Origin of the sequence: Pantoea sp. AG702, assembly GCF_003182295.1 — a bacterium.
Lineage (GTDB): Bacteria > Pseudomonadota > Gammaproteobacteria > Enterobacterales > Enterobacteriaceae > Pantoea > Pantoea ananatis.
Window position 1 is genome coordinate 419,811 of sequence record NZ_QGTU01000003.1, and the last position, 13,661, is coordinate 433,471.

Sequence of the window (13,661 nt, forward strand, 5' to 3'; positions counted from 1 at the left end):
AGGGAGTGCAGACATGATTTCACTGGAAAATTTTCAGCAGCGCCGTCAGGCGCTGCTGGCGAAAATGGTTCCGGGCAGCGCAGCGTTAATTTTTGCCGCGCCTGAAGTAACGCGCAGTAATGATAGCGAATATCCGTTTCGTCAGAACAGCGACTTCTGGTACTTCACGGGGTTCAACGAGCCTCAGGCGTTACTGGTGCTGATTAAAAGTGATGAGAACCACAATCACAGTGTGCTGTTTAATCGTGTTCGCGACCTGACTGCAGAAATCTGGTTTGGCCGCCGTCTGGGACAGGATGCGGCGCCCGCTAAGCTCGGCGTGGATCGGGCCCTGCCCTGGAACGATATTGGTGAACAACTCCACCTGCTGCTGAACGGCCTGGATGAGGTTTACCACGCGCAGGGCCAATATGCTGAAGCCGATAAACTGGTGTTCGGTGCGCTGGATAAACTGCGGCAGGGTTTTCGCCAGAATCTCAGCGCGCCTGCCAGCCTGACAGACTGGCGTCCCTGGGTGCATGAGATGCGCCTGTTCAAAAGTCCGGAAGAGATTGCCATTCTGCGCCGTGCGGGTGAGATCAGTGCGCTGGCGCATACGCGCGCAATGCAGGCCTGTCGTCCGGGCCTGTACGAATATCATCTGGAAGGCGAAATTCATCACGAATTTAACCGCCACGGTGCGCGATTCCCGTCTTACAACACGATTGTGGGTTCCGGCGAAAACGGCTGCATTCTGCACTACACCGAAAACGAGTGTGAGATGCAGGACGGTGATCTGGTGCTTATCGATGCCGGATGTGAATGGCAGGGCTATGCGGGTGACATTACCCGGACGTTCCCGGTTAACGGTAAATTCACTCAGCCGCAGCGGGCGGTGTACAACATCGTACTCAAATCACTGGAAACGGCACTGTCCCGATTCCGCCCTGGCGTTAGCATCCGCGAGGTTAATGATGACGTCGTGCGCATTATGGTCACTGGACTGGTTGAGTTGGGGATAATGCAGGGCGAGGTAGATACGCTGATCGCTGAAGATGCCCATCGTAAATTCTTTATGCATGGTCTGGGCCACTGGTTGGGTCTGGATGTCCACGATGTGGGGCACTACGGCACACCAAGCCGCGATCGTATTCTGGAGCCGGGCATGGTTATCACCGTCGAACCGGGGTTGTATATCGCGCCCGATGCTGACGTCCCTGTGGAATACCGTGGTATCGGCATCCGCATCGAGGATGACATTGTGATTACCGAAACCGGTATTGAGAACCTCACCGACAGCGTCGTGAAAGATCCTGATGCAATCGAATCGCTGATGGCGGCGGCACGCGCGTTATGACCATTCTTATCGCCGGTGGAGGAATGACCGGCGCCACCCTGGCGCTGGCCATCGCGCACCTGACACAGGGTAAACTGCCCGTGACGCTGATTGAAAGCAGCGAGCCTGGCAGCCGTGCGCATCCGGGCTATGACGGCCGGGCGATTGCGCTGTCTGCCGGAACCTGCCAGCAGCTTGCTGATATCAATCTCTGGCAGCGGATTTCCCCCTGTGCCACACCGATTACCACTATTCACGTATCCGATCGCGGCCATGCCGGTTTCGTGTCACTCGCCGCCAGCGATTATGCGATTCCCGCGCTGGGGCAGGTGGTTGAATTATTCGACGTAGGGCAAAGCCTGTTCACACAGTTAAAACAGGCACCCGGCGTCACACTGCGCTGTCCCGCGCGCGTCACTCAGGTGGCCCGAACCCAGGAAAGCGTGCGGGTCACGCTTGATAATGATGAACAGCTGGAAGGCGACGTGCTGGTAGCCGCTGATGGCACCCGTTCAGCCGTTGCGGCCGCCTGCGGCATTCAGTGGCACACCGAGCCCTATCAGCAGTTAGCGCTTATTGCCAACGTCACCAGTGAGCTTCCCCATCAGGGGCGGGCTTTTGAACGCTTTACCGAGTTTGGCCCGTTGGCGCTGTTGCCAATGTCAGATAATCGCCTCTCGCTGGTGTGGTGCCATCCGCTGGATCAGCGCCCGCAGGTCGAAAGCTGGAGTGACGAGGCGTTTCTCAGCCAGCTTCAGCGCGCGTTTGGCTGGCGACTGGGCAAATTTATCCATACCGGTAAGCGTGACGTTTATCCGTTAGCGCTGCAGCAGGCCGATTCGGTGGTTTCCCATCGCGTCGTTACGGTTGGTAACGCGGCACAGACGCTGCATCCTATTGCCGGTCAGGGGTTCAATCTTGGCCTGCGTGACGTGATGTCGCTTGCAGAAACCCTGGCAACCGCGCACCGACAGCAGCAGGATCCCGGCAGCTATGCGGTCCTGCAACATTACCGCCAACGTCGCCAGCAGGATCGGGCCATTACCGTGGGCATCACTGATGGCCTGGTGCGTATGTTTGCCAACCGCCATGCGCCGCTGGTCGTCGGGCGCAACCTTGGCCTGCTGGCAATGGATCACCTGCCATGGCTGAGAAATCTTCTGGCCGAGCGTACGCTCGGCTGGGTTAAGCGTTAACTGAGAGGCACTGATGCAAACTTACGATGTAGTGGTCGCCGGTGGCGGTATGGTGGGTCTGGCAGTAGCCTGCGGTCTGCAAGGGAGCGGATTACGCATTGCCGTGCTGGAGCAGTCTGCCGGGCCGCAATTTGATGCAGGCGCATCGCCGTCCGTACGCGTATCCGCAATTAACGCGGCCAGTGAACGTCTTTTGCAGAAGCTGGACGTCTGGTCAACGATTCTGTCGCTCCGTGCCAGCCCTTACCAGGCAATGGAGGTCTGGGATCGCGACAGCTTCGGTGCGATCGCATTTGACGGTGAGCAGCAGGGCCTGACGCATCTTGGGCACATCATCGAAAACCCTGTGATCCACAGCGCCTTATGGCAGCGCGCCAGCCAGTGCAGTGATGTTACGCTGCTGCCTGCTTCCCAACTGCAGCAGGTGGCCTTTGGCGATAATGAAGCCTTTATTACGCTGCAGGATGGCAGCATGATGAGTGCGCGGCTGATGGTGGCGGCGGACGGGGCCAACTCCTGGTTGCGTAACAAAGCCGATATTCCCCTGACGTTCTGGGATTACGATCATCATGCGCTGGTCGGGAATATTCGCACGGCGCTGCCACACGACGGCGTAGCGCGCCAGGTTTTTCACGGCGATGGCATTCTGGCTTTCCTGCCGATGCAGGATCCCCATCTCTGTTCTATCGTCTGGTCTCTTTCTCCTCAGGAAGCCAGCCGTCTCGAAACCATGCCGGAGGCGCTGTTTAATCAACAACTGTCGGTCGCGTTCGATATGCGCCTGGGGCTGTGCCAGCTGGAAGGCGAGCGCAAGTGTTTCCCGCTCACGGCACGCTATGCACGTAACTTTGCCGCTCACCGGCTGGCGCTGGTGGGCGATGCGGCACATACCATTCATCCGCTGGCAGGACAGGGCGTCAACCTGGGTTTCATGGATGCTGCTGAGCTGATTGGCGAAATCCGCCGCCTGCACCAGCAGGGCAAAGATATCGGCGAGCACCTTTATCTGCGCCGCTACGAGCGCAGTCGCAAACACAGCGCTGCCATGATGCTTGCCGGAATGCAGGGTTTTCGTGAACTGTTTGCAGGCAATCATCCAGCCAAAAAGCTGTTTCGCGACCTTGGCCTGAAACTGGCTGATAACCTGCCGGGCGTGAAGCCGGTAATGCTGCGTCAGGCCATGGGCCTGAACGATATGCCAGCATGGCTGCGGTAACGCCGCTCACCCGCAAAAAGCCAGCATAATTGCTGGCTTTTTTTATGCTCACCCTCCGCTGCACCGTAAAAATGCAGGGCTGCACTCTGACTGCGCATCGTTTGATTTATTCTAATTTTGCGTGAAGTTTCGCATTACTTTTTTTTATCCATGGCTGTTTTCGACCCGCTATTTTTTTAACATCCTGCTGGACTGCGCGCATAAATTTGCTGTGAATAAATCACTATGGCGTATTTATTGCGTGGTTAATCACAAAATTATAGTTTTTTATCCTGATTAACCCGAGGCCTGGTTAGGCTGTGCCACGTCTTTCGACCTCGCTTTGCTTATGGTTAATCGCCTGATTCGGTGGTAACGTCAAGGCAAAGAGAACGTTTGCGTCGGCTACATGGCGCGTGGTTTCAAACTCACTCGTTTCTGCACAGGATAGTTATGACTCAGCACACACCTTTGTTTGAACAGCACCAGGCAAATGGCGCGCGGATGGTGGATTTCCACGGTTGGATGATGCCGTTGCACTATGGCTCTCAGATGGATGAGCATCATGCCGTGCGCAGCGACGCGGGCATGTTCGATGTTTCGCACATGACCATTGTGGATTTAAAAGGTGAGCGCACACGCGAGTTTTTGCGCTTCCTGCTGGCAAACGACGTCGCCAAACTGACTCAGCCGGGCAAAGCCCTGTATACCGGCATGCTGAATGCTTCCGCTGGCGTAATTGACGATTTAATTGTTTATTTTATGGACGAGACGTTTTTTCGTCTGGTGGTCAACTCCGCGACGCGTGAAAAGGATCTGGCCTGGATCGGCGAGCATGCACAGGGTTACGGCGTCGCGTTAACAGAACGCGACGATCTCGCACTCATTGCTGTACAGGGCCCGCAGGCGCAGCAAAAAGCCCAAACCTTATTCAGTGACGCACAGCGTCAGGCTGTAGAGGGCATGAAGCCGTTCTTCGGCGTGCAGGCCGGTGAACTGTTCATTGCCACAACCGGTTATACCGGCGAAGCGGGCTATGAAATTGCGCTGCCTGCCGCCGATGCCGTCGGATTCTGGCAGCGTTTGTTGAGTGCGGGCGTCAAACCCGCCGGGCTGGGCGCACGCGATACCTTGCGTCTGGAAGCGGGTATGAATCTTTACGGTCAGGAAATGGACGAGAGCGTATCGCCGCTGGCGGCCAATATGGGCTGGACCATTAGCTGGGAACCTGGCGACCGCCACTTTATCGGACGTGAAGCGCTGGAAAGCCAGCGAGAAAAGGGCACTGAAAAACTGGTTGGGCTGATCCTCACTGAAAAAGGCGTTCTGCGTAACGGGTTGCCGGTGCGTTTTACCGATCAGCAGGGTCAGTTGCAGCAGGGGGTGATCACCAGCGGTTCCTTCTCACCGACGTTGGGTTACAGCATTGCACTGGCCCGCGTGCCTGCAGGGATTGGGGAAAACGCGATTGTTGAGATCCGTAACCGTGAAATGCCTGTGAAAGTCACTAAACCAATTTTCGTTCGCGCCGGAAAACCGGTTGCGCAGTAAAACATAATTACAGGAGAAAGGGCGATGAGCAATGTGCCAGTGGAGTTGAAGTACCGCGACAGTCACGAATGGCTGCGCAAAAACGCGGACGGTACCTATACCGTTGGTATCACCGAACATGCGCAGGAGTTGCTGGGCGATATGGTGTTTGTTGACCTGCCTGAGGTCGGTGCCACTTTCTCTGCCGGAGAAGAGTGCGCGGTTGCGGAATCGGTCAAAGCCGCTTCAGACATTTACGCGCCCATCAGCGGTGAAATCGTTGCCGTCAACGACGCCCTTAACGATTCCCCTGAACAGGTTAACAGCGAGCCTTATGACGGCGGCTGGTTATTCCAGATTAAGGCCAGCGATGAGTCAGAAATCGACTCGCTGCTGGATGCGGATGCTTATAAAGCCTCCATTGACGAGTAATCGTCGTGCGGCCTCAAACTGAGGCCGCAGATATCTGACTTGCATTCTCTGTTCCCCAGCCCGATTCAGGATTTACAGCTCATGACTCAGACTCTCAGCCAGCTTGAACACAACGGTGCCTTCATTGAGCGCCATATTGGTCCGTCGCCAGAACAACAGGCCGTCATGCTGGAGGCGATCGGTGCCAGCTCTCTGGCGTCGTTGATTGGTTCTATCGTTCCCGCCGACATTCAGTTGCCAGGCCCGCCAGCGGTGGGCGATGCCGCAACTGAACAACAGGCGCTGGCTGAGTTGAAGGCCATTGCCGGGCAAAACCTGCTTTATAAATCCTGGATCGGCATGGGATACAGCGCGGTGATTACGCCGCCGGTGATTTTGCGAAATATGCTGGAGAACCCCGGCTGGTACACGGCGTATACGCCGTATCAGCCAGAAGTGTCGCAGGGACGGCTTGAGGCCCTGCTTAACTTCCAGCAGGTTACGATCGATTTGACCGGCATGGACATTGCCTCCGCTTCTCTGCTGGATGAAGCGACCGCCGCCGCAGAAGCGATGGCGATGTCAAAACGCATCAGCAAACTGAAAAACGCGACCCGGTTCTTTATCGCTGACGATATTCATCCGCAAACGCTGGACGTCGTGCGTACCCGTGCCGAAACCTTTGGCTTTGAACTGATTATCGACAACCCGGCCAAAGCACTGGACCACGAAAACCTGTTTGGTGTGCTGCTACAGCAGGTGGGCACTACGGGAGAAGTACACGACTACACCCACCTGATTAGCGAGCTGAAAGCACGCAAGGTGGTTGTCAGCGTCGCTGCCGACTTTATGGCGCTGGTGCTGCTGACATCTCCGGGCAAACAAGGCGCGGATATCGTGTTCGGTTCGGCCCAACGCTTTGGTGTGCCAATGGGTTATGGTGGCCCGCATGCTGCCTTCTTCGCCAGCCGCGACGAACATAAGCGTTCAATGCCTGGCCGCATTATCGGCGTTTCCCGCGATGCCGCAGGCAACACCGCCTTGCGCATGGCGATGCAAACCCGTGAGCAGCATATCCGTCGCGAAAAAGCGAACTCCAATATCTGTACTTCTCAGGTGCTGCTGGCCAATATCGCCGGGCTGTATGCCGTGTTCCACGGGCCGGTCGGGCTGAAACGTATTGCGTCGCGTATCCACCGCTTTACCGATATTCTGGCTGCCGGACTGCAGCGTGGCGGGCTTAAACTGCGTCATAGCCATTGGTTTGACACACTAACGGTAGAGGTTGCGGATAAAGCGGGCGTACTCAACCGTGCGCTGAGCTTCGGTGTGAACCTGCGTAGCGACATTCTCAATGCCGTCGGTATCACGCTGGATGAAACCACGCGCCGTGAAGACATCGCTACGCTGTTCGCTATTTTGCTGGGGGATGAGCACGGTCAGGATATCGATCGGCTCGACAGCCTGGTTAAGGCCGACAACCCGTCCATTCCGGCCGCGCAGCAGCGTGAAAGCGAGATTCTGACGCATCCGGTGTTTAACCGTCATCACAGCGAAACTGAGATGATGCGCTATATGCACAGCCTGGAGAAAAAAGATCTGGCGCTGAATCAGGCCATGATTCCGTTGGGTTCCTGCACCATGAAACTCAATGCCGCCGCCGAGATGATCCCGATCACCTGGCCTGAATTTGCCGAACTGCACCCGTTCTGCCCGGCTGAACAGGCTGGCGGCTACCTGCAAATGATTGGGCAGCTTTCACAGTGGCTGGTTCAACTGACTGGTTACGATGCACTCTGCATGCAGCCTAACTCGGGTGCGCAGGGTGAATATGCCGGTCTGTTAGCGATTCGTCGTTATCACGAAAGCCGCGGTGAGGGTGAACGGCATCTCTGCCTGATCCCCAGCTCGGCGCACGGTACTAATCCGGCTTCGGCTCAGATGGCGGGCATGGATGTCGTGGTGGTCGCCTGTGACAAGCAGGGCAACATCGATCTGGGCGACCTGCGTGAAAAAGCGGCTCAGGCTGGCGATAAGCTGTCATGCATTATGGTGACCTATCCGTCTACCCACGGCGTTTACGAGGAAACTATTCGCGAGGTGTGCCAGATTGTGCATCAGTTCGGCGGCCAGGTTTATCTTGATGGCGCCAACATGAACGCGCAGGTAGGCATTACCACGCCGGGCTACATCGGCGCAGACGTTTCGCACCTTAACCTGCATAAAACCTTCTGCATCCCGCACGGCGGAGGTGGGCCGGGAATGGGACCGATCGGCGTAAAAGCCCATCTGGCCCCGTTTGTGCCGGGCCACAGCGTTGTACAAATTGACGGCATGCTGACGCAGCAGGGCGCAGTTTCCGCTGCGCCATTTGGCAGCGCGTCTATTTTGCCTATCAGCTGGATGTATATCCGTATGATGGGGGCAGAAGGGCTGAAGCAGGCCAGTTCGGTCGCGATCCTTAACGCTAACTATATTGCCAGCCGGCTAAAATCGGCCTATCCCATCCTGTATGCAGGGCGCGACGGCCGCGTAGCGCACGAATGTATTCTTGATATTCGTCCGTTAAAAGAGCAAACCGGTATCAGTGAACTGGATATCGCGAAACGCCTCATCGACTACGGTTTCCATGCGCCCACCATGTCGTTTCCGGTCGCCGGAACACTCATGGTCGAACCGACAGAATCAGAAGGCAAAATTGAACTGGACCGCTTTATTGATGCCATGCTGGCGATTCGCATGGAAATCGGCCGGGTGGAAACGGGTGAGTGGTCACTTGAGGATAACCCGCTGGTTAACGCGCCTCATACACAAATGGAAGTCATCGGAGAATGGTCTCATTCCTACAGCCGTGAACTGGCCGTGTTCCCTGCTGGCAGCCACAATAAATACTGGCCAACGGTGAAGCGCCTGGACGATGTCTTTGGCGATCGTAACCTGTTCTGTTCGTGTGTCCCGATGAGCGATTATGCGTAAGTCAGCTTAACGCGTTTAGTTATGAGGGCCGATTTTCGGCCCTTTTTTTATGGAGGTTTGTATGCAGCTCGCACTCGTTACCGGCGGCAGTCGCGGCATTGGTCGCGCGACGTCCCTCTTACTGGCATCCCGAGGCTACCGGGTGGCGGTCAATTTCCGTTCACGTGCCAGTGAAGCCCATCAGGTTGTAGATGAGATTGTACGTAACGGCGGTGAGGCCTTTAGCGTTCAGGCCGATATCAGCGATGAAACACAGGTGATGTCGCTGTTTCAACGGCTGGATCAGGAAGATCTGCCGCTCACGCTGCTGGTGAATAACGCCGGCATTCTGTTCCAACAATGTCGCCTTGAGCAACTGGATGCCTCACGTATTCAGCAGGTTTTTGCCACCAACGTGCTTGGCGCATTTCTTTGCTGTCGTGAAGCCGTCCGGCGCATGGGCACCCATCATGGCGGTCAGGGCGGCAGCATCGTCAATGTCTCCTCTGCAGCTGCCCGTACGGGGTCGCCAAACGAATATGTCGACTATGCGGCATCGAAAGGCGCAATGGACACGATGACCAAAGGCCTGTCGCTGGAAGTGGCCCAGCAGGGAATTCGGGTCAATGGCGTACGTCCGGGGATGATCTACACCGAGATTCATGCTGACGGCGGAGAACCCGGCAGGGTAGACAGGCTTGCCAGCGGCATACCAATGGGGCGCGGCGGCTATGCCGAAGAAATCGCAGAAGCCGTTGTCTGGTTAGCCAGCGATGCCGCTTCTTACATTACGGGCAGCATTATCGATGCTGCCGGCGGGCGCTAGAATGATGCCGCAGCAGGGCGCTGCGGCAAACGACTTACAGCTTTTCACCATTGCTGGCGATGACCTGTTGATACCAGGCAAAACTCTTTTTCCTGGAGCGCGAGAAGTCTCCGCTGCCGTCATCGTTTTTATTCACGTGAATAAAACCGTAACGCTTGTTGTACTGACCGGTAGTGAAAGACACGCAGTCGATACAGCCCCAGGGCGTGTACCCCATGAGATCCACCCCGTCATGAATGACGGCTTTTTTCATCTCTTCAATATGCGCGGCCAGATAATCAATGCGGTAATCATCCTCTATCACGCCCTGCGCATTCGGTTTGTCGATGGCGCCAAAACCGTTTTCAACAATAAACAGGGGTTTCTGATAGCGTTCATACACATCATTAAGAACATACCGCAGACCAACAGGATCGATCTGCCAGCCCCAGTCTGAGGCTTTAACGTGCGGATTTTTCACCGTGCCTTCGAAGCCGGTAATAGGATCATCAACGCCACTGGCGCGGGTCTGAACGGCTGTACTCATGTAATAACTGAAGCCCACATAATCGGCACAGCCATTGCGCAGGGTTTCAGCGTCTTCAGGCTCCATGTCGATATGATAGCCTTTGCGCGCCCACTCTTTCAGGGCGTAAGCCGGGTAGTAACCGCGCATCTGCACGTCGCTAAAGACATAGCGTTGATGCATCGCTTCCTGAGCGAGCATGACGTCATCCGGATGGCAGGAGAAGGGGTAAACCGGCACCATGGCGATCATGCAGCCAATCTTAAACTCCGGGTTGATCTCGTGGCCCAGCTTCACGACTTTGGCGCTGGCAACAAACTGATGATGCATGACCTGATACATCGCCTGTTCAGGTTTTTCATGTTCCGTGAAAATAACGCCTGAGCAGCAGTAACCAAACAGCGGATATTGCCAGTTACGCTGGTTGTTAATTTCGTTAAAGGTCATCCAGTATTTCACTTTATTCTTATAACGCTTCAGCACAACTTCACTAAAGCGCACAAAGAAATCGACAACCTTACGATTGTGCCAGCCACCGTATTCTTTTACCAGGTGATAGGGCATTTCAAAATGGGAGAGAGTAATAACCGGCTCAATACCGTATTTAAGCAATTCATCAAACAGGTCGTCATAGAATTGCAGGCCGGCTTCATTGGGTTGCGGTTCATCGCCGTTAGGGAAAATACGGGTCCAGGCAATTGAGGTACGGAAGCATTTAAATCCCATCTCAGCAAACAGCGCGATATCCTGTTTGTAATGAGAATAAAATTCAACAGCCTGATGATTTGGATAGAATTTTCCTGGCTGGACGCCGTCGGTGATGACGCGGTCAACGCCATGAGCGCCGCCGGTCAGTACATCAGCAATACTGATGCCCTTACCGCCCTGATCCCAGCCGCCCTCTACCTGATGAGCCGCGACCGCGCCGCCCCACAGAAACGTTTTTGGTAAGCTCATTATGCACTCTCCCCTGAGGATTAAATTGGGGTGAGTGTAGCAAAGCACTTAATAATGTCACGCTATAACACCACCGCGAAAAAGGGATTTGTTACAGCTAAAAAACGCTTTGTTTTATTTACCCAGTTGCCGACCCAGTGACTCGATAATATACATGACAGGCACCTGGGTCGTAATATCGCTCTGGTCGGGCATGCGTATCACCGGTACATGATAGGACACCGTAAAGTCGCTCATTTTGGCCAGCGAGCAGGTTTCACTATTCGTAATGGCGATGATTTTACACTGATTCAGGTTGAACTGACTGGCGATGCGCAGCACCTCTTCCGTTTCGCCGGAGACAGAAAGAATAATGGCCAGGGCATTTTCATATAAACTCGGACTGATCGGATAATAGGGATCGTCGATCGCGTGGCTGAATTTGCCTACGTTCGAAAAAAAACGTGCCCCGTATTTCCCCAAGCTGCCCGATGTGCCGACACCAATAAAAAACACCCGCTCAGCCTGATTAATCATCCCCACAGCCCGATGGATGACCTGCTCAAACTCATCATTATTGATGCTTTTAAAAAAACTCAGCATATCTGCGATGCCGGAGACAGGCAGCGCAGGCGCGGTTTGTTCCCTGGCCAGACGCAGTCGGATACGGAATTCTGACCATCCTTCACACTGCATCTTGCGACAGAAGCGTAATACCGTTGTGGTCGATACCGCAGCCTGTTCAGCCAGCTCGCGAATGGTCATGTAACTGACGCTGTCACGATGTTTGATAATGTACTGATAAACCTGCATTTCAAGATCGTTCAGGGTAGCAAGATCGTGATGCGAGAACATGGAAAAGCTCACCCGGCAATTAACTGGCCCGCATTTTAACAGAATTCGAAGGGGAGGTGACCGCAATAATTATTTTAAGCTTACACTTGTACACTGAAAGTTTTTCTGGGTAATCTGTTGGACGATAAATCTGCAGTTGCTATCACTTTCAGGCAGGAATGTTATGAGTTACAAAAGTTTGCCGACGCAGGGTTATCCATTGGCAGAGGAAATTGCCAACAGTATTAGTCATGGACTGGGTTGTCTGTTCGGCATTGTAGGGTTAATGCTGCTGCTCGATAAGGCATCGGTCATGAATGCCGGGCTGACCGCCATTGTCAGCTCCAGCCTCTATGGCGGCAGTATGATTCTGCTGTTTCTGGCCTCAACGCTTTACCACGCCGTCAGCCACCCACGTGCGAAGCGCGTACTGAAAAAAGTGGATCACTGCGCAATCTACCTGTTAATTGCTGGCACCTACACGCCGTTTCTGATGGTTGGTCTGCAGTCGCCTCTCGCCTATGGGCTGATGGCGGTAATATGGGGCCTGGCACTGTTGGGCATTATTTTTAAGCTGACGATTGCCGAACGCTTTAAGGCACTGTCGCTGGTGACCTATCTCTGCATGGGATGGTTGTCGCTGATTGTGGTCTATCAGCTGGCGATGAAACTGTCGGCGGGGGGCATCTGGCTGCTGGCGTCGGGGGGCATTATCTATTCCCTGGGCGTGATTTTTTACGTCGCGCGTCGGGTGCCGTTTAACCATGCTATATGGCACGCGTTTGTTTTAGGCGGTTGTGTTTGCCATTTCTGCGCCATCTACTTCTACGTTATGTAACGTCACAGGGCGGGACGTGGTCCCGCCCCTGAACTCAGCTTTCTTCCAGCGAGTAAGGCAAGGGCTGAATCATCAGCTTACCGCCTTCATCGCCTTCAACCCGTAATACGCTGTCCGGCTCCAGATCGTTGTTCATGACCACCTGCACCCAGATGACGCCGTCGTCCAGTTGCACCGCAGCAAGAACGGTGCCCGTGCGACGCCAGCGCTCGCCCATCTGCAGCTCCAGGGAATCGTTGGCGGCGGGCAGGTGGCTGGCTTGTCCTGACAGCCAGTAGAGCGCCCGTTTATTCGCGCCCCGGTATTTGGCTCTGGCCACCATCTCCTGGCCGGTATAGCAGCCCTTTTTAAAGCTAATCGCGTCCAGCGCCTGCATGTTTGCGGCCTGGGGAATAAACTGCGCGCTGGTGGCTGCGTCAATAACCGGAATTCCGGCTTCGATGTCCAGGGCCAGCCACTGGGTGCTGTCATTGAACTGCGCATCGTCTGCCAGCGTCTGCTTCAGGGCATCGGCCTGGGCGGGCGACGTGACCAGCAGAAAGCGTTCTGCTGGATGGGCAAACCACAGCAGCGTGGTGTCGCCCTGCTGTACCACCGGGGTGGTGCTGTCAGGCAGCGTGTCAAAAACATTGGCCAGCGCCGCACGGGCCTGGAAACCTGCCACGCCCAGCAGTGCGACATCGTCATCTGCGGTCAGGGTAACTTTAGAAAATACGGCGTATTTTTTTAACTCCGGCAGCTGAGTGTCTCGCAACTCACGACGCACTAAATAGGCATAACCCTCAGCGCGATGAAACAGGCGCAGGTTGCTCCACATCTTGCCCTTGGCGTCACAGTGGGCGGCAGGCAGGTGATGAGAGGCATCCAGTGCCGCCACATCCAGGGTCAACTGGCCTTGTAAATAGGACGTGCTGTCAGGGCCGACCACGGCAACCAGTGCCCAGGCATCCAGAGACATTAACGTGAGCGGCAGACGTGATGAGGCCGCAGGTTGGCGTGGGGGAAGCGTAAATGTTGGCATCGATAAATCCTGAGTCTGAAGGTTCATCCGAAACAATGTCTTCAATGGTAAAAGAGCACACTGGCAATGCAACCTGTTTACTAAAGAGGGCGCACAAAA

The 13,661-nt window shown here is 55.1% G+C and carries 11 protein-coding genes; 8 read left to right on the plus strand and 3 right to left on the minus strand.

Annotated features, from left to right (window positions below):
• Positions 1-13: 13 nt before the first annotated feature.
• The 7 genes from pepP (at position 14) to DFO57_RS11570 (ending at position 9,428) form a co-directional block, all read left to right on the plus strand.
• The gene (gene pepP, locus DFO57_RS11540; protein ID WP_013027063.1) at positions 14-1,336 is read left to right on the plus strand and encodes a Xaa-Pro aminopeptidase; all 1,323 of its coding nucleotides are present in this window, start codon (positions 14-16) and stop codon (positions 1,334-1,336) included.
• On the plus strand, positions 1,333-2,511 hold the full coding sequence (ubiH, locus tag DFO57_RS11545; RefSeq protein ID WP_041455828.1) for a 2-octaprenyl-6-methoxyphenyl hydroxylase: 1,179 nt from the start codon (positions 1,333-1,335) through the stop codon (positions 2,509-2,511). The genes pepP and ubiH overlap by 4 nt, the downstream gene beginning before the upstream one ends.
• Before the next feature lie 13 nt (positions 2,512-2,524).
• On the plus strand, positions 2,525-3,727 hold the full coding sequence (gene ubiI / locus DFO57_RS11550) for an FAD-dependent 2-octaprenylphenol hydroxylase (RefSeq protein WP_014605125.1): 1,203 nt from the start codon (positions 2,525-2,527) through the stop codon (positions 3,725-3,727).
• 432 nt (positions 3,728-4,159) lie between these two features.
• Complete coding sequence (gcvT, locus tag DFO57_RS11555; RefSeq protein WP_022623121.1) at positions 4,160-5,257, plus strand: glycine cleavage system aminomethyltransferase GcvT; 1,098 nt, start codon at positions 4,160-4,162, stop codon at positions 5,255-5,257.
• A gap of 24 nt (positions 5,258-5,281) precedes the next feature.
• Positions 5,282-5,668 (plus strand): glycine cleavage system protein GcvH, encoded by a 387-nt coding sequence (gcvH, locus tag DFO57_RS11560; protein ID WP_014594498.1) that lies wholly within the window; start codon positions 5,282-5,284, stop codon positions 5,666-5,668.
• An 81-nt stretch (positions 5,669-5,749) separates the two neighbouring features.
• Positions 5,750-8,623, plus strand: a complete 2,874-nt coding sequence (gene gcvP / locus DFO57_RS11565; protein ID WP_110015359.1) for an aminomethyl-transferring glycine dehydrogenase — start codon at positions 5,750-5,752, stop codon at positions 8,621-8,623.
• Between the two features lie 61 nt (positions 8,624-8,684).
• Positions 8,685-9,428 (plus strand): SDR family oxidoreductase, encoded by a 744-nt coding sequence (locus tag DFO57_RS11570; RefSeq protein WP_110015360.1) that lies wholly within the window; start codon positions 8,685-8,687, stop codon positions 9,426-9,428.
• A gap of 34 nt (positions 9,429-9,462) precedes the next feature.
• Here DFO57_RS11570 and DFO57_RS11575 read toward each other — a convergent pair whose 3' ends face one another.
• Positions 9,463-10,890 (minus strand): 6-phospho-beta-glucosidase, encoded by a 1,428-nt coding sequence (locus tag DFO57_RS11575; RefSeq protein ID WP_014594496.1) that lies wholly within the window; start codon positions 10,888-10,890, stop codon positions 9,463-9,465.
• Positions 10,891-11,004: 114 nt separating this feature from the next.
• Positions 11,005-11,724 (minus strand): MurR/RpiR family transcriptional regulator, encoded by a 720-nt coding sequence (locus tag DFO57_RS11580; protein ID WP_014594495.1) that lies wholly within the window; start codon positions 11,722-11,724, stop codon positions 11,005-11,007.
• A gap of 163 nt (positions 11,725-11,887) precedes the next feature.
• Here DFO57_RS11580 and DFO57_RS11585 point away from each other — a divergent pair, with 163 nt between their 5' ends.
• Positions 11,888-12,541 (plus strand): hemolysin III family protein, encoded by a 654-nt coding sequence (locus DFO57_RS11585; RefSeq protein WP_110015361.1) that lies wholly within the window; start codon positions 11,888-11,890, stop codon positions 12,539-12,541.
• A 34-nt stretch (positions 12,542-12,575) separates the two neighbouring features.
• Here DFO57_RS11585 and ygfZ read toward each other — a convergent pair whose 3' ends face one another.
• Positions 12,576-13,562: a tRNA-modifying protein YgfZ gene (gene ygfZ / locus DFO57_RS11590; protein ID WP_015699598.1), complete on the minus strand. Its 987-nt coding sequence runs from the start codon at positions 13,560-13,562 to the stop codon at positions 12,576-12,578.
• Positions 13,563-13,661 lie beyond the last annotated feature (99 nt).